Source organism: Ruegeria sp. HKCCA5426 (genome assembly GCF_013034585.1).
Lineage (GTDB): Bacteria > Pseudomonadota > Alphaproteobacteria > Rhodobacterales > Rhodobacteraceae > Ruegeria.
Genome location: NZ_WQGH01000005.1, coordinates 22399 through 44654, shown reverse-complemented (window position 1 = coordinate 44654; position 22256 = coordinate 22399). Strand labels below are relative to the sequence as shown.

The following is a 22256-nucleotide window of genomic DNA, read 5'->3' as shown; positions in this document are numbered from 1 at the left end:
CGATCAGCCCTGATCTGTGCCCTTCAGGACATATTTGCAATCGCAATAGGGGCATTCGACCCAACCGGTATCCTCGGGGATTTGCAGCCACACGCGCGGATGGCCCAACGCGCCTTCGCCGCCGTCACAGGCAACTCGGGTGGTTTCCACGATCTTGGTTTCCGGCGCTTCGATGGTCACGGCTGGCGATCCTTCTTCGGTTGTCGGCCTCGCGGGGCATGTGTGACTGCGTTTATGAGCGATGCGCAAACCGGGGGCAAGTGCCGCGTGTGAGATGCGGCAATCAGGATCAACTGTGACCTGGCAAAGCCAAGCGACCCGCTTCCTGCGCAAAGGACTCGAAAAAGAACAAAACGTGAATATAATATGGAATCGCCATGTATGCCGAATTGTCGATCACGTCGAACTTCACCTTTCTCACCGGGGCATCCCACCCCGAGGAATACATGGAGCGCGCCGTGATGCTGGGCCTGCCTGCCATTGCGATTGCCGATGACAACTCGGTGGCCGGGATCGTACGCGCCCATACCCAAGCGCGCGAGATCGCCCGAAAGGTGCGCGAACGTGTGGAATGGGAAGGGCAGAACACGCCCATAGGCCCAACCTGCCCCGATCATATCCCCAAACCACCCTCATATCTGATCCGCGCGGTGCCGCGCCTAATCCCTGCGGCACGGCTGATCTTCACCGACGCGCCCACCGTCACCGCCCTGCCGCTGAACCGGCAGGGTTGGGGCAACCTGTGCCGTATCCTGTCTGCGGGCCGTCTGCGAGCCGAGAAAGGCGACTGTATCCTGCACCTGTCCGACCTGATGGAATTCTCTGACGGTCTCCACCTGCTGCTCTGGCCACAACCGACCCCGTCACAGGGCGGCGCGAGCCCTTGGCGGACACAGGCACAACGGTTGACGCGCCGCTTTGGCAGGCGGATGCATCTGTTGATGCATCCCCGGTATGACGGTGCAGACAGTGCGTATTTCTCTTTATTAGAGACTGAATCAAAGCAACTTGGCATCCCCACAATCGCCAGTGCCGCGCCGATGATGCACCACGGGGCCCGTCGCAAGCTGGCCGATGTGCTGACCGCCATCCGCCTGCGCCGCAAGGTCGATGATTTGGGCCGCGACGCGCTGGCCAATGGCGAACAGCGGTTGCGATCCGAGGCCGAGATGTTACGTATCTTCAAGAATCATGAGGGCGCCATCACCCGCGCCCATGCGCTCAGCGAAGACCTCACCTTTTCGCTTGATGAACTGCGCTATGAATACCCCAGCGAGGGCAGCGATCAGGAAACCCCGACCCAGCGCCTGCACCGTCTGGCGCATGAAGGGTTGAAATGGCGTTATCCGGCTGGGGCCTCGGAAAAAGCCAAAAAGATGCTGGCGCACGAGCTGACCCTGATCGGCAAGCTGAAATATGAGCCCTACTTCCTGACCGTCCGCGACATCGTTCATTTCGCCCGCTCGCGCGATATCCTGTGTCAGGGACGCGGATCTGCGGCCAATTCGGTGGTCTGCTTCTGTCTCGGCATCACCGAGGTCAGCCCCGAGATGGGTACGATGGTGTTCGAGCGCTTCGTGTCCGAGGCGCGCGATGAACCGCCCGATATCGACGTCGATTTCGAACATGAGCGCCGCGAAGAGGTGATCCAGCACATCTATGACCGCTATGGCCGCCACCGCGCAGGGCTATGCGCCACCGTGATCCATTATCGCGGCAAGCGTGCGATCCGCGAGGTCGGGCGCGCCATGGGCCTGACCGAAGACACGATCTCGGCCCTGTCCTCGCAGCTATGGGGGTTCTTCTCAGCCAAGGGACTTGAGGCCGAACGGATGCGCGAGATCGGCCTTGATCCCGAGGATCGCCGCCTAAAACAGACTCTAATGCTGGTCTATGAGATCGACGGCTTCCCCCGGCATCTCTCGCAACATGTGGGTGGTTTCATCATCACCGAAGGACGCCTGGACGAGCTTGTCCCTATCGAAAACGCCACGATGGAGGACCGCACAGTCATCTGTTGGGACAAGGACGATATCGACAGTCTGGGTATTCTGAAGGTCGATGTCCTCAGCCTTGGGATGCTGACCTGTATCCGTAAGGCATTCGATCTGATCACACAGCACCACCAGACCGGCTATACCCTTGCCACCCTGCCGCCCGAGGATCCCGAGGTCTACGATATGCTGTGCAAAGCGGACTCGGTGGGGGTGTTTCAGGTGGAATCACGTGCTCAGATGAACTTCCTGCCCCGGATGCGGCCCCGCACTTTCTATGATCTGGTGATCGAGGTCGCCATCATCCGCCCCGGCCCGATTCAGGGCGACATGGTCCACCCCTATATCCGCCGCCGGAACGGAGAAGAAGAGGTCAGCTTCCCCTCGGACGCATTGGGTGAGGTGTTGGGTAAAACACTGGGCGTGCCGCTGTTTCAGGAGCAGGCGATGCAGATCGCCATCGTCGGCGCGGGCTTTACCCCGGAACAGGCGGACCGGCTGCGCCGATCGCTGGCGACCTTCAAGAAGCATGGCAATGTCAGCGAGTTCCGCGCGCTGTTCCTGCGCGGGATGAAGCGCAACGGTTACGAACAGGATTTCGCCGAGCGGTGTTTTTCACAGATCGAGGGCTTCGGCTCTTACGGCTTCCCAGAAAGCCACGCGGCCAGTTTTGCGCTGTTGGTCTATGCCTCAGCCTGGATCAAATGCCACCATCCGGGCATCTTCGCCTGCGCACTGCTGAACTCGCAGCCAATGGGCTTTTATGCCCCTGCCCAGATCGTGCGGGATGCCCGCGAACACGGGGTGCAGGTGCGGCCGGTCTGCATCAATGCCAGCTTCTGGGACAATGTGATGGAACCCGACGGCCATGGTGGGCTGGCCCTGCGACTGGGGTTCCGCCAGATCAAGGGCCTCAGCGAGGAAGACGCCAGCTGGCTGACTGCCGCGCGGGGCAATGGCTACACCCAAGTGGATGACGTCTGGCGCCGCGCGGGGCTGAGCCCGTCGGCGATCGAACGTCTGGCCGAGGCCGATGCCTTCGCCGCCTGCGATCTGACCCGGCGCGAGGCGTTGTGGCAGGCCAAGGCGATTGCGACCGCGAAGCCCCTGCCGCTGTTTTCACAGGATCTGGAGGGCGAGGCATTGGATGAACCCGAGGCCTATCTGCCGCAGATGACGCTGGGCGAACAGGTGGTCGAGGATTACGTGGCCACCCGCCTCAGCCTGAAGGCGCATCCGGTGGCCCTGATCCGGCATCTGCTGACGCCAGAGCCGCGCGACAAAACCACACCTGTTGCCTGACCTGCGCCCCGGATATGTCCCGGTCTAGAGTCGAAACCTGAGACCACCATGACCAGACCCACCTTGCCCCCGCGTTTTCCTGCGACACCAGGCCAGATCAACGCGCAGGTCCACGCCTTCTATGCCCGCGTGCGCGAGGATGCCGTTCTGGGGCCGGTGTTCAACAAGCACGTCCATGACTGGCCCGCGCATGAGGACAAGATCGTCGCCTTCTGGCGCAACGCCATCCTGTTTGAGCGCAGCTATGACGGTAATCCGCAGCGGGTCCATATCGAGCGGCCTGACGTGCGCCCCGAGATGTTCGCCCACTGGCTGGACCTGTTTGAAGAGGTCGCCAGCCAGATCCTGCCGCCTGAAACCGCCACCCCATGGGTCGCGCTGGCGCGCAGGATCGGCGTAGGGATGAAGGCAGGCGTTCAGTCCGCACGCCAGCCAAAAGACGCACCGCCGATCTTGCGATAGCGCCCCAACCAAAAACCGATGTTAGCGGTAAAATTGAGGCTACCAGACTCGGCCAAATAGGGGTAAGCAACAGGCCACCCACCTGACATATTGCCGAGACCTTCAGGATGTCCACGCAAAACAACACCCTCAAGGGCCTTGGCTATGCTTTTGCAGGCTTTGCGGTCTTTGCCAGCCATGACGCCCTGATCAAGGTTCTGGGTGGCACCTACTCGGTGATGCAGATCATCTTTTTCGCCACGCTATTCTCGTTTGTACCAATGGCAGTCACGATCCTGACCGACCGGGCCACCGGGAATTTTCTGCCGCACCACCCGTGGCTGGTCCTACTGCGCTCGGCCCTGATGGTCACCGGCATGTCCTGCGCGTTCTACGCCTTTTCAGTCCTGCCACTGGCCGAGGTCTACTCGTTGTTGTTTTCCTTCCCGCTGATCGTCACAGTCCTGTCGATCCCCATTTTGGGAGAGGTCGTGCGCGCCCAGCGCTGGGCCGCCGTTGGCGTCGGTCTGATCGGCGTGCTGATCGTTTTGCGCCCCGGGGCGACGGACATCACGATAGGCCATCTTGCCGCCCTGACAGCCGCGTTTTGCAGCGCCTTTGCATCCGTTCTGGTGCGCAAGATCGGGAATGAGGAACGCTCGGCGGTGCTGATCCTCTACCCGATGCTTCTGGCCATCTTGGTGATGAGTCTGGCCCAACCCGCGGTCTACCTGCCGCCCTCGCTGCTGCATCTGGCGATGATGGCGCTGGTTGGTGTGTTTTCAGTGATCGCCCAGCACCTGATCATTCTGGCCTATCGCGCCGCGCCAGCCGGGGTCGTCGCGCCCAGCCAGTACAGCCAGATCATCTGGGCCACGCTGTTCGGCATGGCCTTTTTCGGCGAACGGCCCGACGGCTGGGTCGCGGTCGGAGCCAGCATCATCATCGCATCCGGCGTCTTTGTCGTCTGGCGCGAGAGCCGGGCGAACACCTCGTCTGTCAACACACCGGTTCTACGGGTGCGGTCACCGCGCTCGGATACGGGGGCGACGCGGCCGGGGGCGTAACGCGATCCAATTATTTTTCCAAATATCGCAACCTGAAGTTTCCATTCGCGTCGGCTTCATCAAAACGACCAAGACCGCGAACCAGATCGCTCAGCTTGGTATAGCCATAACTGCGCGGATCAAAGTCCGGATAAATCTTACCCAGTTGCCGTTCCACAAAGGGCAAAGTCGCCCACCCATCGGGATCGTTTGTGGTATTGACCACATTTCGTATCAACTGAAACGCGTGATTTAGGCTCTGTTTTCCTTTTGCTTCACCATCTTTGATTGCGGGTACGCAAGGCGCGGTATCCCGCTTGATATTCTCGATATAGATGAACCGATTACAGGCTGCGACCAGCGATTCCGGTGCCTTGCGCTCGCCTATCCCAAAGACGTCCAGTCCTTGTTCGCGAATGCGGGTGGCGAGGCGGGTGAAATCACTGTCAGAGGACACAAGTACAAACCCGCTGAACCGCTCGGAATGCAGGATATCCATCGCGTCAATGACCAATGCGATATCGCTGGAGTTCTTGCCTATCGTATTAGCGAACTGCTGATGGGCAACGACGGCATATTTGGCAAGAGATTTGGCATCCCAGCCTTGTGGTGCTCCGTTCGAGAAATCACCGTAGATACGGCGCAAGCTGGCTTCACCCAATGTGGCAATTTCTTCAAAAATCTCTGCCGCATGTTTCGCAGGCACATTGTCTGCATCAATCAGAACCGCAAGGCGGTCAGTATTCCGTGTCGTCAATTCAAATCCTCAACCTGAGATAGTATTCTTGAGGATGAATGTAAGAACAAGAAAGGGCGGGCAAAAGCCCGCCCTGTGAATTTAATTTTCCTATTTCAGTAGATTACGACCGATCGGATGCTTTCACCCTTATGCATCAGGTCGAACCCTTGGTTGATGTCATCCAGACCCATCGTATGAGTGATCATCGGATCAATCTGGATCTTGCCTTCCATATACCAGTCGACGATCTTGGGTACGTCGGTCCGACCCCGCGCGCCGCCGAAGGCAGTGCCGCGCCATGACCGACCGGTGACCAGTTGGAATGGGCGGGTCGAAATCTCGGCCCCGGCAGGTGCCACGCCGATGATGATCGATTCACCCCAGCCCTTGTGCGCCGATTCCAGTGCGGCGCGCATCACGCCCACATTGCCGGTAGCATCAAAGGTGTAATCCGCGCCACCTTTGGTCAGATTGACCAGATAGGGCACCAGATCGCCTTCAACCTCGGCCGGATTCACGAAATCGGTCATGCCAAACTTGGTGGCCATCTCGACCTTGGCGGGGTTCAGATCAACGCCGACGATCTGATCGGCCCCGGCCAGACGAAGGCCCTGAATCACATTCAGACCGATACCGCCCAGACCGAACACGATGGCACGGCTGCCGATTTCCACCTTGGCGGTGTTGATGACAGCGCCGATACCAGTGGTCACGCCGCAGCCGATATAGCAGATCTTATCAAAGGGCGCGTCCTCACGAACCTTGGCCAGCGCAATTTCGGGCAGAACCGTGTGGTTGGCGAAGGTCGAGCAGCCCATGTAGTGCAGGATCGGATCGCCGTCCAAGGTTGAAAAGCGCGAGGTACCATCGGGCATCAACCCTTGCCCCTGCGTTTCGCGGATCGCCTGACACAGATTGGTCTTGGGGTGCAGACAGTATTCACACTCGCGGCATTCAGGGGTGTAGAGCGGGATCACGTGGTCGCCCGGCTTCAGGCTGGTCACGCCCGGGCCGACCTCGACCACAACGCCCGCACCTTCATGGCCCAGAATCGCGGGGAACAACCCCTCGGGGTCGGCGCCTGACAGGGTGAATTCATCCGTGTGGCAGATACCGGTGGCCTTGATCTCGACCAGAACCTCGCCCGCTTTGGGGCCTTCAAGGTTTACATCCATCACTTCCAAAGGTTTGCCCGCCTGAACGGCGACGGCGGCACGGGTACGCATTGTGCTTGTCTCCCTGTCTTATATGCCTCGACCCTGCGTCAATTGCAGGGTGTTTTCAACTGTGCTTTCGTGACAGATTGGCTAATTGTTTGATATTGCAGTAACGACGTTGTCACGAGGAGAAACGCCAATGCACCGATTTTTACCCGCGCTGGTCCTGTTGGCAGCCTGTGCAGAGACCCCCGCGACCGAAACAGCGGCGACTCAGCCCGAAGCTTCTCCGGTTGATCTGGCCTTTTGTCAGGGCGAGACATTCGCCGATTCCGTCGGCCAACCGGTCTCGACCATCCAGGCGCAATTGCCTGAACGGTCGCGCATCCTGGGGCCCGATGGGATTGCCACGCAGGATTACCGCATTGACCGGCTGAACGTGTATGTCGATGGCGCAGGGATCATTCAACGTCTGACCTGCGGGTAAGCGTGGACTCGGGGTGTGATTCTCGGATAAGAACAAAGTGGGAACATTTTGATGTCTGCCGATGCCCAAACGCCGAATACTTTCACTCTGGTTCCCCCGCCTGGGGGCTGAACGGCTGGTCCGCGCCGCGCGGGGGCTGCAGGATGGGCCTTTGGCTGTGGTGGCCGAACAGTCGAACATGCAGGTTGTCACCTCGCTGAATGATCAGGCGCAGGCCGCCGGGTTGCGTGTCGGTCAGCCTGTGCGTGATGCCCACGCCATGTGCGCCGCCCTGATCACCCGCCCCCGCAACGTCCCGGCCGAGGCTGCTTTTCTGACCGCGCTGCGCCGTTGGGTGGGCAAGTTCAGCCCGTGGGTGGCCGAAGAAGCACCGGATGGGTTGATCGTTGACCTGTCGGGCTGCGCGCATCTGTTCGGCGGGGAAGAGGCGTTGCTGAACGTGATTGAGACCGACTGCGCTGATATGGGTCTCAGCGTGCAGATGGGCATCGCCGATACGCTGGGCGCAGCTTGGGCGCTGGCGCGTTATGCCGGGCAAGAGGCTACATCGGACCGCAACGGCGACGCCATCAGCCAAGAGGCGCGCGCCACCCGCGCCCGCGCCACCAAGCGGCGGCACTGGACCAAGGGCGGGGCCGCGCCGCAGGTGATGGCATTGGGTGGAGGCGCGCGGATTGCAGCACCAGGGCAATCTTATGGCGCGCTCAGCCCCTTGCCCATCGCGGCGCTGCGTCTTGAGGATCAGGTGGTGGCGCAGTTGAACCGTCTGGGCCTGCGCCGGATCGGGGATTTGCTGGGCCAACCACGCGCGTCATTGGCGCGGCGGTTCGGGCGGGGGTTGGTCTTACGGCTGGATCAGGCGATGGGCAGCGCGCCCGAGCCGGTTTCACCCGCCCGCCCGCCACATCACTTTGCGGTGCGGATGACCCTGCCCAACCCGATTGGCCTGACCGAGGATGTGATGGCCGCCATCGACCGGGTTCTGCCCATCCTTTGCTCCAAGCTGGAGGAGAAAGCCCGCGGGGTACGAACATTACGGCTTGAGGCACATCGTGCCGATCAGGCAGCCGAGGTTATCGAGGTCGGTCTGGCCCGCCCGAGCTATGACAAACATCGCATTCGCCCTTTATTAGAGATGAAAATTGATAAGATTGACGCGGGTTATGGCATCGACATGCTGCGGCTTGAAGCGGTGCAGACCGAACCGATCCACGCGCGCACCATGACCGGCCATGCCGAAGCACGCCGCGCCGTGCGCGAGCGGTTAGCGGGCAACACCGCCGTCGAGGACCTGATCGGTAAACTGGGCGCACGGGTCGGGTTGGAGGCGATCACACGACGGCACCCTGCGGCCTCGCACATCCCCGAGAAGACCGCGCAGGTGCTGGCTGCCGCATGGTCGGAACCTGCGCGCGACTGGCCCGCGCCGCCGCGCCCGCGCCCCTTGCAGATGTGGCAACCCGAACCGGTGATGGCCCCAGACACTCCGGACGTGCCCAGCACCTTTCGCTGGCGTGGGCGCGACTGGCAGTTGGCACAAGCGACCGGCCCGGAACGGATCGCGCCGGAATGGTGGCTGGACGACCCCAACTGGCGCAGCGGCGTGCGCGATTACTGGGTGGTGGTGACCGAACAAGGGGAACGGCTCTGGCTGTTCTACGGACATGGCGGCACCATGTCAGCGGGTTGGTTTTGCCACGGTCAGTTTTGTTAGAGTCTATTTTCCGCGATAGACAAGAATATCAGGCAGATAGTCGATCAATCGGATCACCCAGGAAAACGGAGCAGGGAAATCAGTACGGAACCGACGCCGCGACATCGCCTTGACCACGCGATTCGCGGCATCCTCGGGCGTCATCAGCATCGGCATCTTGAAACTGTTCTTCTCGGTCAGGCGGGTTTTGATGAAGCCCGGATTGACGATCCGCACGGTCACGCCAGTTCCAGCCAGATCGTGTCGCATGGTTTCCGCCAATGAAATCAACGCCGCCTTGCTTGCCCCATACCCGATAGCGGCTGGCAGGCCATGATACCCCGCCAGGGACCCGATCAAGGTAATTTCACCGCGACCGGCTTGAACAAATCCCGGAACTGTTTCCCCCAACACGCGAATGGCACCCAGATAGTTGACATCGCTCATGGCCAGGGCCGCTTCGGTGTTCCAGTCAGCACTACGCATCGGATCATAAGCGCCCGCATTATAGACCAGCCCATCAACAGGCCCGGCCTTGGCTACTGCGTCACGAACTGAGTCTAAATCGGTCACATCCATCGGTATGGACCGAGCATTGGGAAGCGTTGCGCAGATTTCGTTCAGACGATCGGCATTGCGCGCGGACAGGATCAGGTGCGCCCCCTGATGGTTAAGCGCGTCGGCCAGAGCGCGCCCCAAGCCCTCGCTTGCGCCGATAATCCAATAGGTTTTTCCTTCAAAGCTGCTCATGCGACGACCGTTTCGTTTCGTGTGATGCTTTTACGGCCACGCCAAGGCAATGGATCACGCGCCGGGACCGGAAACAGGCCTCAATGCCTAAAGATTTGGCAATATTCACTGCTGAAATTCTCATAACCCGATTGATCCACCCCGGCCCTTTCTGCGTATCTTATTGTAAAATGTCACATAACGAGGCTTGAATGTTCGACGAATCCCGGGGCGTCCGGAAAAAAATCGCAGTAATTGGCGCAGGAATCTCAGGTCTCTCCGCAGCTTACTACCTTTCAGAAAATAACGACGTGACCGTCTTTGAGGCCGAACCCAGACTGGGCGGCCACGCCAGAACGGTAATGGCGGGCAAGAATGGCGATCAGCCGGTGGATACCGGTTTCATCGTCTTCAACTATGTGACCTACCCCTATCTGACAAAACTGTTCGATGAGCTGAATGTCCCCGTCATCAAATCGGAAATGAGTTTTGGCGCGACAATCGACAATGGCCGCATCGAATACGGCCTGAACAATCTGCGTACATTGACAGCCCAGAAACGCAATCTGGCGCGTCCGGCATATTACAAGATGATCGCGGACATCCTGCGGTTCGGCAAAGAGGCCCCTATTGCGGCGCAGGATGATGACACCACCATCGGTGAATTGGTCGACCAACTGCGTCTTGGTCACTGGTTCCGCCATAATTACCTGATGCCGATGTGTGGTGCGATCTGGTCAACCCCGGTCGAGTTCGTGGATCAATTCCCGGCTCGATCTCTGGTTCAGTTTTTCCGCAACCACGCGCTTTTGGCCAGCGGACGCGCCAAACAGCATCAGTGGTACACGGTCAAAGGCGGCAGTATCGAATATGTCCGCCGCATCGACGCCGCCCTGCGCGGGCGCGGCTGCGACATCCGTCTGGCCGCCCCTGTCGATCACGTGCAGCGCGACGAGGCCGGTGTCACTGTTCACAGCCAAGGACATATCGACCAGTTCGATGAAATCATTCTGGCCACCCACTCCGATCAATCTCTGGCCATCCTCGGCGATAGTGCGACACCTGACGAAAGGGACGCTCTGGGCGCGATCCGGTATCAGCCGAACACCGCGATCCTGCATTGCGATCCCCGCCAGATGCCCCGGAGACGCGCGTGCTGGTCCAGTTGGACCTATCGCTCGCAAGCTGGAAACGTGGGCGTGACCTATTGGATGAACCGTTTGCAGAACATCCCCGACAGCGATCCATTGTTTGTATCGCTGAACGCGGGTTCAGACATTCCTGCGGATAAAATTTATGACCAGGTCGAGTTCGCCCACCCGGTATTCGACAAGGCAGCCCTAAAGGCACAAGGGCAAATCCGCGAAATGCAGGGACAGAACCGAACCTGGTTTGCCGGTGCTTACAACCGGCACGGTTTTCACGAAGACGGGATCGCCAGCGCGATGCATGTCGTCGGGCTTTTGAACGGCGCCCCGCAAACCCTCGGAGCGGAAAATGGCATTCTTGCAAAAGATCCGGCCATCCCTGTCTCAGCGGATCTGTGATACCTGCTGCGCTGCACTGGTATCCCTTACGGTACTGATACCGGGGGGGCTGGCGGCCTCTCCGATCTCGCAAAACCTGTCCAACCCGCAGCAGATCGGCAGCGCGACCTTTCGGTTTCTGGGCATACCGGTTTATGACGCGCAGCTTTTCACTCCGAACGGCGCGGCGTTCAGTTGGGACGCCGATTTTGGCCTCAAGCTGACCTACCGGAAGACCCTCAAGCAAAAGGCTCTGGTCGAGTCCACGTTGGAGGAGATGGCACGGCAGGGAAATCCCGCGCCGCCGCAAAGCGCGCTTGAGGATTGCTATAAGGCGGTCGGCAAGGGCGATAGCTATATCGCGATATCAGAAGGCCCCAACAAGGTCGGGTTTTGGCGCAACGGACAAAAGACCTGCACGCTGTCCTATCCCGGCGCAAAACGGGCCTTCATGTCCATTTTCCTCGGCGCAGACACTCGAAGCGCCAGCTTTACCCGTCAGTTGAAGGGGCAGTGATGCTGTACCCGCGCGTCAGTCTCTATGCGCTGATGCTCGCTGCGGCGGGTATCCCGCTCTATATTCACTTGCCACGTTTTGTTGCCGTCAATCTTGGTATTGGGCTGGGGGTCATCGGAACCGTGCTTTTGGTGATCCGTCTGGTGGACCTGATCCAAGATCCGTTGATCGGCTGGGCCATAGATCGCTGGCCAAGGGCGCAGGCACTGTTCGCGACATTGGCCGCACTTGGCCTCGCCGTTGGGTTTCCACTACTGTTTTCGTTGCCCGATGGGGCCAAACTGTCCGTGTTAGTGTCTGTTTTAATACTTCTCTTTTCCGCCTACAGCCTTGGGACAATCCTGCTCTACGGCCGCAGCGCCACGCTGGCGAAACACCCCGAGGCCAAAGAGCTTATGACCCTTGCGGCTTTTCGCGAAGGCGGGCAATTGGCCGGAGTCGTTCTTGCCGCAAGCGCACCCGCCCTGTTTGTGGCCTTTGGCGCGGGCGCTCAGGGCTATCCTGCCTTTGGACTGTTTCTGGGCGTTCTGGCCATCGTCACGCTGATCTTGACCTTTCCTATCTGGCAGCGCACCCCGATCACCGGTCAGGGATTGTCTGTTGCTGGGTTAGGCCAGTCTGGGGCGCTGCGTCTGCTGGCGCTGGCGCTGATCAACAGCTTGCCTGTTGCGATAACATCGACGCTGTTTCTGTTTTTTGTGGAAGACCGTCTGCAACTGCCCGGAATGGCCGGTCCTCTGCTGATCCTGTTCTTCCTCAGCGCCGGGGCGAGCGTTCCCTTGTGGGCACGCCTTAGCAATCGAATTGGGCCGAAACAGACTCTGATGATCGCGATGCCGCTGGCGATTGCGGGGTTTATCGGCGCAGCCACATTATCCGCCGGAAACCTGACCGGGTTCGCCCTGATCTGTCTGGCTTCAGGTGCGGCGTTGGGTGCGGACATGGTCGTGCTGCCCGCAATGTTTTCGGTCGCCCTGACCCGTGCCGGTCTGAACGCGTCGGCTGCGTTTGGTATCTGGTCCTTCGCAGGCAAGCTGGGCCTTGCTCTCGCGGCCTTCTTCACTCTGCCGTTGCTGGAACGCAACGGCTTTACACCGGGACAAACCAATTCGGCGGCGGCGTTGCAGACGCTTAACCTCGCCTATGCCGTTTTGCCCTGCATCCTGAAACTCGGCGCGTTCGGAATGGTCCTGACGCTGCCAACTGAGGTATCAGCCAAATGAACCTTGTCGTAACCCTTCTACTCGCCATCCTCGCCATTCTTGTCGCCAGAGGCCGCCTTCTGAGTTTTCGCGCGCAATCGCCTGCGGACTATGCCGGGACAGGACCCGCATTCAAAATGAAAGAAGCGCTGAACGGTGAAATCCTGTCCGAGGGGCTGATCTATGGACCCAACGGCAAGATGTCGAACAGCTTTGTCGCCCGCATGGTCGGGGAATGGGACGGAAATACCGGAACGCTGGCCGAGTACTTTACCTATTCCAACGGCAAGGAAATGGCCCGCAAATGGTATCTGACACTGGGCACCGGGAACACCTTCATTGCGACTGCGGATGACATCGTGGGCGAAGGGAAGGGTACGATTTCGGGTGCGACCGTCAAACTGACCTATCGCATCATCCTGCCCGAGGACGCCGGAGGGCATACGCTGGATGTTACCGACTGGATGTACCTGACCGAAAACGGGGTGATCATGAACAGGTCCGAGATGCGCAAATTCGGCATCAAAGTCGCTGAACTGGTTGCAACGATGCGCCCTGCACCGGAAACAAAGGCCGCCCATCTGAACGGCGCGAATGGCTATGACAGCACAACAGAAACGAGGACGGTTCAATGAACTGGCGGCGTTTTCTGATCTGGGCGATTGCGATCGTCGGTGTGACCATTCTGGCATCCTGCTCGGCCAAACCGCGCGTGCCCAAAACCTTCTTGTCTGACCGCCAGTTGAACCTTGAAGAGTTCTTTGAAGGCAAGACCGTCGCCTATGGTCAGTTTCAGGACATTCTGGGCAACGTCCCACGCCGGTTCACCGTCGAAATCGAAGGCACATGGGATGGTGAAACCCTGACGCTGGTTGAGGATTTCGTCTATGATGATGGTGCCAAGGAACAGCGGATCTGGACGCTGACCAAAACGGGTGAGGACACCTGGACCGGTACCGCGCCCGGCGTTCTTGGAACCGCCAGCGGAGTAGAGCGCGGAGACACGTTCAACTGGAAATACAAGATCGACCTGCCCGTCAAGGACGGCACGATGCGGGTCAATTTCGATGACTGGATGTGGCTGCTGTCAGACTATCGCCTGCTGAACCGCGCCTATGTCTCGCGGTACGGCGTCCGGCTGGGCGAAGTCATTCTGTTTTTCGAAAAAAAGTAGAAAGCTGAAACAAGAAAGGGCGAGTCAGACGACCCGCCCTTGAACCTTGATGGTTCAGGTCAACTTAGAAGTTGAACTGAGCACCGAAGTCAGCACGGATGCGACCATCGTCGTCACCGTCCTTGATCTCGCCTACTGCGCCGCGCAGCGATGCACCGCCGCCCAGGTCGTAGATGGCGCCAACACCGATGTTGCGGGTGTCGTCGTCAGCCGAACCGTCGCCGTAAACCAGCTGCAGGGTAGTTGCTGCGCCCAGGTCGTAAGAAACCGAGAAACCGTAGGCGGTGCCGTTTTCTGCGTCGTCGATGACGTCATCGTCTGCAACGAACAGGGTGCCGTAGAAGTCGCCCAGTTCAGCGCCCAGCGTGAAGACGGTCAGGCTTTGGTCTTCGCCGTCAACCAGATCCGTTTGACCATAGGCCAGCGATGCGGTGATGTTGTTGAAGACGTAGCTTGCGAAGATGTCCCAACGGTCCGCGTCTTGGGGTTGACCCGCCAAAGCCAGGGTACGCTGGTCATACGACGCACCGAACGACAGATCGCCAACTGCGTACTGGAAGAACACGCCGTTTGCGCCCGAACCGGTCGAGCTGTACTCGAGGAACGAGTAGTTGACGCCCGAGTACTGACCCAGGAACTGTTCCAGGCCCGGCTCGGTACCGAAGTAGTCACCCAGGTTGTCGAACGAACCCGAAACGTTGCCGGCGTCAACGCGCAGACCGCTGTAGATGACCGAGAAACGTGCGCCGTTCAGACCGGCTTCGTTTTGCTCGCCATTGCCCGAGTCGTCGTCAGCTTGCAGACGAACACGGCCCTGGAATTCAACGCCGCTGTCGGTTTCGACGTTTGCGTCGATGTTCAGACGGAAGCGCGAGACCAGGATGGTGTTGTCGGTGTCGACGGTAGCGCTGGCGGTGGTGCCGGTTCCACGAACGATGTCGCCGCTAGCGGTGGTGGTGAAGTTCGCAACCGTGCCGGTGCGGTCTTCTTGGTAGCCAACACCAAAACGGCCGTAACCGCTGAACCGAATTTCAGCCGCGGCAACGCTTGCGGTCGCAAGCAGTGCGGTCGATGCAAAGAGTACTTTTTTCATGGTTTATCCATAAGTTTTGAGAGGAGTGTAGCCACAAAATTGCGGCTGGCCGCGTCTTCAAAGAAAATCCCTACGTGCACAATGGGTCCGCAGCATTTCAAATTGAGAGCGCGGAATTCTGTTGCATGTTTGCACAACATTTTTTTCGAAACACAAAACCATTTTGCGTGTGTTTACAGGCGGTTCAGGGTCGTCACCGGAATCGTTACAAAAATTTGAACACAAAAATACAAAACCACCCCTTTAAATCTGGGCAAGTGTACCGTGCGCTGAAATTGTAAGTTCTTCAAGCATTTGAAATTTTTACCTAATTCGAGCAGTCCAGCAAGAGAATCCTGCTCGAACAGGCATTGGTGAAGGGCCTGAATCGGCGCAAGTCGCACGCCCGGCTGTGCAATCAGCCCACATGTGGGATCCTTCAATTGCTTGTATAGAAGAACGAGAGTTTTCGGCTTACCCCACCCGGCGGCGGCGGGAAGGGCGAGGCCGCCCGCACCTGCGCTCTGGCTGCGCGGTCCACTTCGGGCGATCCGGAGCTGTCCACGACATCAACCCAAGCCAGCGATCCATCCGGGTTGATCTGGAAAAACACCTGCGCAAAGCCGCGCGCAGACACAAACACCACCGGCGCGCGGTTTAGATGTACCAGCACCCGGCCCGCGTAATTGGTCGTGTTCGAGTTCCCCGGTCCGCGCCCGCCAGAGCGACTGCCGGTATTGCCCGAGGTGAATGCGTCTATCCCCCTGCGCCGGTAAGTGGTCAGTGGCGACTCTACCTCCTGCGACGGAAATCTAAGCGCGCTGAAATCCCGCGCACCGCCTTGAACCCCCTGTCTTTGCGGAGCGGGCGTGCGCTCTGGTCGCTGCGGGCGTATCGAAGACGTCACCGCAAGGTCTGAGGTTTCGCCGGTGTCGTCCGGGGATTCAGCAGACGTCGGCAGATCGGGCTCAACGGCTTCGTTTTCCAGCGGCACCACTGGGACAGGCGACACTTCGAGGACAGGCGCGACTTCGGGTGATGGAAGTGCGGCAAGCTGTTGCGGCTCTGGCTCCACGGGTTCAACCTGTGTTGCAACCACGTCAGGCGCACCTTCGGGCGTTTCAACAACCTCGGACGGCTCAACCGGTGGCGTCTCGTCCACCTCCTGACTGGCGGCGTCGTCACCTTCTGACGTATTCTCGGTCTCAGCTACATCCGGTTCAACAGGCTCGGTCGCAATCGGTTGTACGACCTCTGCATCCCCTAAATCCGGCGAGGGTGTCACCTGCGGGTTGTCAGACGCAACAAGCGCCTCGCTGACGGGCACCTCGTGCGGTTCTTCCGGCGCTTCGACCGGCGGTTCAGGCGCTTCGGGCGGTTCTGGCTCAACTGGTTCGGCAATCACTTCGGCAAGGTCTTCGAACGTGTTGCCCAGCGCCACGGAGTCCGCCGGGCTTTCATTAGTTGGTTGTTCCGACAGGCTTGGGGCCGTGAACGTCAGGCCCATCACGTGAATAAACAGCGATACAAGAATGGCCACAGCCGCTATGACGACCGACCCCCGGATCATTCCAGCGCCTTCTCGGTGACAACATAAACCGATGTCGCGCCCAGCCTGCGCAATTCGCCCGTAACCTCGATCAGTCGGGGGGCGGGCGCTGCGCGATCGGGAACGATCCGGACCGCGCCGGGTTCGCGACCCTCCATATAGGCTTGAGCGTCGGTCGTCTGGCCTCGAAAACTGATGCGGCCATCCTCATGCAGGATCAGGGCATCGGGCGGTTCGCGACCTTCAAGATCCGATGTGTCGACAAGATCCAGATCTGGATCCAACGGAGGCGCCACGGTTCCCGTGATCAGGAAAAAGATCAGCATCAGGAAAACGACGTTGATCAGCGCGATGGTGGAATCGCGTTTGCGGTGGGGACGCATCGACCGGATCATTCCAACACCAATACGCTGAGCTCGTCACGCCCACGCAGCCGGACCAACAGGTCAACCAGACGCTGCGACGTCGTATCGGGATAGAGGCTGACAAGAACTTGCCCGGTTTCAAGCTGATTACCCAGCTCATCCAGCGTGATCGGCGCACCGTTCAGATCAAGCCGCTCGGTTCCAAGCTGCACAAAATGCCTCTCTGCCGGGGTTTCTGAGGCCGCGCCTCCACCTGTCGCATTGCTCAGCTCGATCTCGCCGTACTTGGCGAATGTTGATGACAGCATGAAAAACAGAAGCAACAGAAAGATAACGTCGATGAGCGGGGTCATCGACAATCTTCGCCTGACGAACGGTGCAGGGTTACGCATGCTCGGGCGCGACGGCTGTCGCAGAGGTATCGACCGGACCGGGAATACCCTGACCCGGCACCAGCACCGTGCGCAGCGCCTTGTCCGCGAAAACCCGTTCACGCGCCGTTCGGCTTTCGAACCAGGACAGAACCATCGAGGTCGGCATGGCCACAGCCAGACCAACGGCCGTCGTGATCAGCGCAACCCAGATACCACCAGCCAGTAAGGACGGATCAACCGTTGAGCCTGCGGACTGAAGGCTGCGGAAGGCTTCGATCATGCCAAGCACAGTGCCGAACAGACCCAGCAAAGGAGCAAGCTGGGCCACGGTATCCAACAGCCGGAACCCTCGCTCCAAACCTGCCAGCGCCAGCCCCGCCTCTGCGTCCAGCCGTTGATCCAGCCCCGGCGTGTCCGGCGCGTCCATAGCAACCCCGACAAGCGGAGCAAGATAGCTGCGGCTCTCGGCCAAACGCGCACGCGCGCGCCGGACATCACCGTCATCCCACGCCGCAAGCGCCTGAGACAGAACACGGTGCCGCCCAACGCCCGACACAGCAAACTGCCAGAGTTTGTAGAGCGTCACTGCAAGTGTCACCACGGACATTGCGATGAGAATTCCGACAACCGGCCCGCCAAGGGCCAGAATTTCGCGCAATGCGTCCAGCGGGCTCATCCAAGTAACTCCACTTCTGTCCGGCTGTTCAGTTTCAGCGTGTCATCGCATAATTGACTGTCCGCGCCTTCAACAACGCAAGTGTTTGCACCGTTAATCAACGCCCGACCCACCCCCGCGCATGTCATGCCCGGCAAATCGAACTGACGCACGCGCGGCCGACCAGCGGGCAGATCGCGAAAGTTGAACAGCGACAGGCTGACCACACTGCCCGAAGCATCGAAAATCACCGTTTCGAAACTTGCGGCGTCAATTTCGGAACCGGTCTTGTTGTCAATCAGGAACGTCAATCGGCAGGCCCCTTCGACATCCTGAAGGGTGTTCAGTTCCAGCAACAGCCCGGTCTGGTCCGCCCCTTCGGACTGCGCTGCTGCTGCAAGTGGTAGTGAAACGAATATCGCGGCAAGCACCACACGGCGAAACTTCATTTGCGCGCTCCCAATTGTTCGACGCAGTCATCAGCAACCGGCATGTCTGACGGGCGCTGTAACCGTCATATCCAAGACAGTTAGGGCACGAAAGGGTCACCGACACCATTGTGACCCCACGAGATTACGCGTGCTCGGATTTCCGCCGTTGATAGACAGCCATAGAAGCCGCACCAATGAGAGGCCCGGAACTGGGCCGATGTCTACCCGTCATGCTCGGGAGGCGCCTCTGGTGCTTGGTAATTGACCATGGCGCAGGCGATCAGCCATTCCATCGCGTTGGCCTTGATATCGTGCTCGGACGAGATCGCGATTGTTCGGCTTTCGAAAATCTGGGCATATTTCGGCCAGGCCAGTTGATCGGCCGGGTAAATTGATCCGTCAGTCTTTTGCTGTTCCCATTTGTGCATGACACCGCCAGCGACACCAAAGCTGATCTGGCCGGGAATGGGCGGTTTGCCCCTCCCGTCAATCAACAACGGATCAGCGTAATCCCGACGACCCAGGCCCTGCACAAAGCTTACATTTGCGGGATTGCACCCCAATCCGAACCACATCCCTTCGACCACCGCCGCCTGCATTTCAGGCGGAAGCTCACCATTGGCCGCAAAGTACAGGGCAAAATGCGCCGCCCGCCAATTCGACCCCGGCCCAAACCGAAGCCAACCCGGACCCCACGGATAGGTCGCGGTGCTGTGCAATCCAAAATCACGCCCCATCCGCTCGGCCCGTTTGACGCGGTACCTAATCCAGCCTTTGATCGACTTGACGATCTCGGGGTTTGTTGGCCTGCCTTCCTGTCCCGCCTGAAGATAATCATAATACGAGAACTGGAAGATTTCCCGTTGAATGCCATCGGCGGGATCATCAGATAAGGGCTCGAACGGGTTGTTATCCTCGAAAACCTTCAAGGCCGTCGCGTCGCCGCTGGCGCGGTAGATACTTGCGGCAGCCGCGACACGGGATCGCGACACGACGCTCACCCATTTTTCCGGTTTTGGCTCGGTCCCGTCTTCGTTCAGTGGGACGGGTGCATAAGGATTTTTTGACAGAAACTCCTGCTCGGCCCAATACCAGGCGCGGACCGCCTCATCTATGAGACTTTCGCCCAGGGTGATGTCACCGCACACGTGCTTGATAACGTGGCCCAGTTTCGCCGCACTAAAGGCAAACCAGTACGAGGCCCAGTCTTCCGGCCCATAGCCGTACGCAATCTGAACAGGGTTCCATGAAACCGAGCCGAATATCCCCGAATTCGAGTATTCAACGCCTCCGCCTATGCCGCCATCCTCGCGCTGGGTTCTGCGCCACAGGGAAATGCCCCACAATGCCTCGTGTATAAGATCGGGCAGAACTGTCTGTCCGTCCCCGCGATCGTCGCTGTTCTTACGGGCGCGCACGGATTCATCGGAAAATGGCTTGCCGCTTTCGGGAATATTCAGGTCCAGCGTCCGGGCATAGTCGAACGCCTCGACGATATGCGCCATGTGATAGACGACATCGGTGTGCTGAATACGGCGATCCCAATCCCCTGCGTCGTGCCATCCGCCCCAGGCATTTGGGTTGAGGTCCTCGGACCATGCAGCGGTGGATCCAGAAAGACCCGCGTTTCCGATTGGTTGCTCGCGCAGGATCTTGAAAACGCTCGACCCGTCATAGCCCTCGGATGTTCGCCCAAGCTGTACGTCGGTTTGCCACACCACCAGCCCGTCTTCGGGGTGGCCATTGCGAGGTCGGGTTCTGCCTTCGCCATATGGCTCGGCAATTTCGCACCCCGATCTTTGATGATAATACCAGCGCGCAGCCAACCTTAGCGCATCGGCATAAGGGGTATCGGAAACCTTGAATGGAAAGGAATCCCCTAATCCATCGACGTGCAGGTGATAATCGCCATTCCTGTCCAAATCCGAAAAATCAGCCTGATAGATATCACAGCCATTGAAGTTCTCTTCATTCCAGTGCGGTTCGGTCGCGGGTTTGACAAGCTCCAGCGTGCCGGTGCGCACAACCGTACGGTCCAGCTCATCAATCAAGCGCCAGCCGGTTTGTTCGGTCAGAATGACATCGGTGTTGCCGGGCATTCCGTTCTGATCATGCCCCCACCACTCGCCGACATAGGCTTTTTTTGGGCCCTTCACCGGATAGCCTGCCTGACAGACGTGCACGGCTTCGCTGAAGGCTGTGACGGGCTTGTGCCCTTGGATGGTCGCGACAGTGGGTCCTTTGAAGGAAAGCTCTGCCCCTTGCGGAATTGGTTGGTCCAACACGAAAGTCAGAATGTGACGCTTGGTGCTGTCCCATCGGCGGACGTCCAGTGCCTCGGTCCGGATCGGGGTAGACTTGCGATACAACGCGACAACGGTGACGGGTTGTCCATTGACGGTAACGCTCCAACCTTCCGGCTGGTCTGCAAGCGCGTGCTTCTGATGCGGCTCTGATCCGGTGCGGAAACCAGACAGCCTGCTATCGCGCACCACTTTGGGCCACGCCGTGAAAAGCTGCGGCTGGGTCACGTTTGCATCGCCCGAGAAATACCCGTCCAGCCCGTTGAGCCGACCGACCGAACCAAATGAGACATAGGGGTCAGGAACCCATTCGCGATTGTCTTCGGGTTTGACCGGCACTGGATCGGATCTTTCGAACAGCGTGTCGATTACCGTGATCTGAACGGTGTCATCACCCACGAAACTCAATTGGGTTTCGACCTGATTGTCCGCTCGCAATGAAGAAACCAGCGCGATCGCAATCGGGGCGGACACTGCCAGAGCAGTACCCTGGAGCAATATGGCACGTCGCGAGAACATCATGAGCCGCATACTCTCCCGGGATCAAACAAAGCGAGCGTACCTCATTTCGCCGTCCGATCCAAACTCTGCAGGAAACGCCAGATCAGGCGGGGGCGCAGCAGGCTGTCGGGGTACAAAACAGCACCGCAGGTGCCTTCGAACAGAGCCGCCGACTTGCGCCCGTACTGGTACTGATTTCGCACGCCCGACCAGAAGATATCAATTTGCCGCGCACGCAGAAGCGACCGCAACCGCGACCCGAACCGTTCTTTCATCAAAGGATTCACCGCAATTTTTTCGATACACGGTACACGCCGCGCAAAGGCCGGGCCACGCGCCCCGAAATTGGCGCCACTGGCGACTTGGCGATAGTTCAGCAATGCAGGCCCCTGCACGACGGCGAATTCACCCAAAAGGGCCAGTCGGCACCAGAATTCCCAGTCTTCGCCATTGACCAAAGACTCGTCGTACCCACCGCAGCGTTGGGCGCCTTCGGTTCGGACGGCTAGTGCCCCCCCATTGACCACAAAGTTCTTTCGCAACAACGCGGCCAACTGATCCTGATCAGGCACAAGGTGGCGGTTGTCGGCCCCGCGCATAGGGTGCCCGTCCACGTCGATCCTCTGCACCCCTGCTACGGCGGCAATGGCGTCGGAGTTTTTCAAAGCTTCGGAAAACGTGCCCAACGCCTGCGCATGCAGCAGGTCATCAGCGTCCAGAAACAGAACAAACTTTCCTTGGGCCCGGCTCAAGCCAAGGTTTCGGGCCGCGCTGACACCTTTGGCCGGGCCGTCCACGGCGTGAAACCTGTCGTCCGATTGGGCAAAACGATCCGCAATCTGTCGGGTGTTGTCCGTTGAGCCATCGTCGACGCAGATCACCTCAAAATCAGCAAAGGTCTGGTCCTGCACACTCTGAAGCGTTTCTTCCAGAAACCGCTCCATATTGCGGGCCGGAATGACAATCGAAAAGACCGGTTCGTCAGAGGTATGCGCCACA

The 22256-nt window shown here is 59.2% G+C and carries 22 protein-coding genes; 10 read left to right on the top strand and 12 right to left on the bottom strand.

Annotation, left to right across the window (positions count from 1 at the left end):
• Positions 1-3: 3 nt before the first annotated feature.
• Positions 4-180, bottom strand: coding sequence for a zinc-finger domain-containing protein (locus tag GOV87_RS09625; RefSeq protein ID WP_171123113.1), 177 nt, complete (start codon positions 178-180; stop codon positions 4-6).
• A gap of 197 nt (positions 181-377) precedes the next feature.
• Here GOV87_RS09625 and GOV87_RS09620 point away from each other — a divergent pair, with 197 nt between their 5' ends.
• The 3 genes from GOV87_RS09620 (at position 378) to GOV87_RS09610 (ending at position 4804) form a co-directional block, all read left to right on the top strand.
• Positions 378-3296 (top strand): error-prone DNA polymerase, encoded by a 2919-nt coding sequence (locus GOV87_RS09620; RefSeq protein ID WP_171211618.1) that lies wholly within the window; start codon positions 378-380, stop codon positions 3294-3296.
• A 48-nt stretch (positions 3297-3344) separates the two neighbouring features.
• Entirely contained in the window at positions 3345-3758 is a 414-nt protein-coding gene (locus GOV87_RS09615) for a group III truncated hemoglobin (protein ID WP_171211617.1), read from the top strand.
• A gap of 107 nt (positions 3759-3865) precedes the next feature.
• Entirely contained in the window at positions 3866-4804 is a 939-nt protein-coding gene (locus GOV87_RS09610; protein WP_171211616.1) for a DMT family transporter, read from the top strand.
• 10 nt (positions 4805-4814) lie between these two features.
• Here the strand turns inward: GOV87_RS09610 and GOV87_RS09605 are convergent, their stop codons facing one another.
• The gene (locus GOV87_RS09605) at positions 4815-5540 is read right to left on the bottom strand and encodes an NYN domain-containing protein (RefSeq protein ID WP_171123121.1); all 726 of its coding nucleotides are present in this window, start codon (positions 5538-5540) and stop codon (positions 4815-4817) included.
• A 95-nt stretch (positions 5541-5635) separates the two neighbouring features.
• Positions 5636-6748 carry an S-(hydroxymethyl)glutathione dehydrogenase/class III alcohol dehydrogenase gene (locus GOV87_RS09600; protein WP_171211615.1) on the bottom strand — a complete coding sequence of 371 codons (1113 nt, stop codon included), beginning with the start codon at positions 6746-6748 and terminating at the stop codon, positions 5636-5638.
• Positions 6749-6878: 130 nt separating this feature from the next.
• Between GOV87_RS09600 and GOV87_RS09595 the strand changes: the two genes are divergently transcribed.
• Together GOV87_RS09595 and GOV87_RS09590 are read left to right on the top strand one after the other, a co-directional pair.
• Positions 6879-7166 carry an I78 family peptidase inhibitor gene (locus tag GOV87_RS09595; RefSeq protein ID WP_171124060.1) on the top strand — a complete coding sequence of 96 codons (288 nt, stop codon included), beginning with the start codon at positions 6879-6881 and terminating at the stop codon, positions 7164-7166.
• A 61-nt stretch (positions 7167-7227) separates the two neighbouring features.
• Positions 7228-8880, top strand: a complete 1653-nt coding sequence (locus tag GOV87_RS09590) for a DUF6504 family protein (RefSeq protein ID WP_171211614.1) — start codon at positions 7228-7230, stop codon at positions 8878-8880.
• 3 nt (positions 8881-8883) lie between these two features.
• Here GOV87_RS09590 and GOV87_RS09585 read toward each other — a convergent pair whose 3' ends face one another.
• On the bottom strand, positions 8884-9609 hold the full coding sequence (locus tag GOV87_RS09585; RefSeq protein WP_171123129.1) for an SDR family oxidoreductase: 726 nt from the start codon (positions 9607-9609) through the stop codon (positions 8884-8886).
• 191 nt (positions 9610-9800) lie between these two features.
• Between GOV87_RS09585 and GOV87_RS09580 the strand changes: the two genes are divergently transcribed.
• The 5 genes from GOV87_RS09580 to GOV87_RS09560 are packed head-to-tail and all read left to right on the top strand — an operon-like array spanning position 9801 to position 14007.
• A complete protein-coding gene (locus GOV87_RS09580) occupies positions 9801-11135 on the top strand; it encodes an NAD(P)/FAD-dependent oxidoreductase (protein ID WP_171211613.1) in 1335 nt (444 codons plus the stop codon).
• Positions 11086-11631: a hypothetical protein gene (locus GOV87_RS09575; protein WP_171211612.1), complete on the top strand. Its 546-nt coding sequence runs from the start codon at positions 11086-11088 to the stop codon at positions 11629-11631. Before GOV87_RS09580 ends, GOV87_RS09575 begins: the two co-directional genes overlap by 50 nt.
• Positions 11631-12854 (top strand): MFS transporter, encoded by a 1224-nt coding sequence (locus GOV87_RS09570; RefSeq protein WP_171211611.1) that lies wholly within the window; start codon positions 11631-11633, stop codon positions 12852-12854. The genes GOV87_RS09575 and GOV87_RS09570 overlap by 1 nt, the downstream gene beginning before the upstream one ends.
• Positions 12851-13468 (top strand): DUF3833 domain-containing protein, encoded by a 618-nt coding sequence (locus GOV87_RS09565; RefSeq protein ID WP_171211610.1) that lies wholly within the window; start codon positions 12851-12853, stop codon positions 13466-13468. Before GOV87_RS09570 ends, GOV87_RS09565 begins: the two co-directional genes overlap by 4 nt.
• On the top strand, positions 13465-14007 hold the full coding sequence (locus tag GOV87_RS09560; RefSeq protein ID WP_171211609.1) for a DUF3833 domain-containing protein: 543 nt from the start codon (positions 13465-13467) through the stop codon (positions 14005-14007). The genes GOV87_RS09565 and GOV87_RS09560 overlap by 4 nt, the downstream gene beginning before the upstream one ends.
• 64 nt (positions 14008-14071) lie before the next feature.
• Here GOV87_RS09560 and GOV87_RS09555 read toward each other — a convergent pair whose 3' ends face one another.
• From GOV87_RS09555 to GOV87_RS09520, 8 genes are all read right to left on the bottom strand, one after another.
• Positions 14072-15100, bottom strand: coding sequence for a porin (locus tag GOV87_RS09555; protein WP_171123141.1), 1029 nt, complete (start codon positions 15098-15100; stop codon positions 14072-14074).
• A 418-nt stretch (positions 15101-15518) separates the two neighbouring features.
• Positions 15519-16649 carry an energy transducer TonB gene (locus tag GOV87_RS09550; protein ID WP_171211608.1) on the bottom strand — a complete coding sequence of 377 codons (1131 nt, stop codon included), beginning with the start codon at positions 16647-16649 and terminating at the stop codon, positions 15519-15521.
• A complete protein-coding gene (locus GOV87_RS09545) occupies positions 16646-17023 on the bottom strand; it encodes a biopolymer transporter ExbD (RefSeq protein WP_171123145.1) in 378 nt (125 codons plus the stop codon). The genes GOV87_RS09550 and GOV87_RS09545 overlap by 4 nt, the downstream gene beginning before the upstream one ends.
• A complete protein-coding gene (locus GOV87_RS09540) occupies positions 17020-17346 on the bottom strand; it encodes a biopolymer transporter ExbD (protein WP_171211607.1) in 327 nt (108 codons plus the stop codon). The genes GOV87_RS09545 and GOV87_RS09540 overlap by 4 nt, the downstream gene beginning before the upstream one ends.
• Positions 17347-17377: 31 nt before the next feature.
• Entirely contained in the window at positions 17378-18043 is a 666-nt protein-coding gene (locus GOV87_RS09535) for a MotA/TolQ/ExbB proton channel family protein (protein WP_171123149.1), read from the bottom strand.
• Positions 18040-18471, bottom strand: a complete 432-nt coding sequence (locus GOV87_RS09530) for a hypothetical protein (RefSeq protein WP_171211606.1) — start codon at positions 18469-18471, stop codon at positions 18040-18042. The genes GOV87_RS09535 and GOV87_RS09530 overlap by 4 nt, the downstream gene beginning before the upstream one ends.
• A 203-nt stretch (positions 18472-18674) precedes the next feature.
• Positions 18675-21278, bottom strand: a complete 2604-nt coding sequence (locus tag GOV87_RS09525) for a glycoside hydrolase family 9 protein (RefSeq protein WP_171211605.1) — start codon at positions 21276-21278, stop codon at positions 18675-18677.
• Positions 21279-21319: 41 nt separating this feature from the next.
• The gene (locus GOV87_RS09520) at positions 21320-22255 is read right to left on the bottom strand and encodes a glycosyltransferase (RefSeq protein ID WP_171211604.1); all 936 of its coding nucleotides are present in this window, start codon (positions 22253-22255) and stop codon (positions 21320-21322) included.
• Position 22256 lies beyond the last annotated feature (1 nt).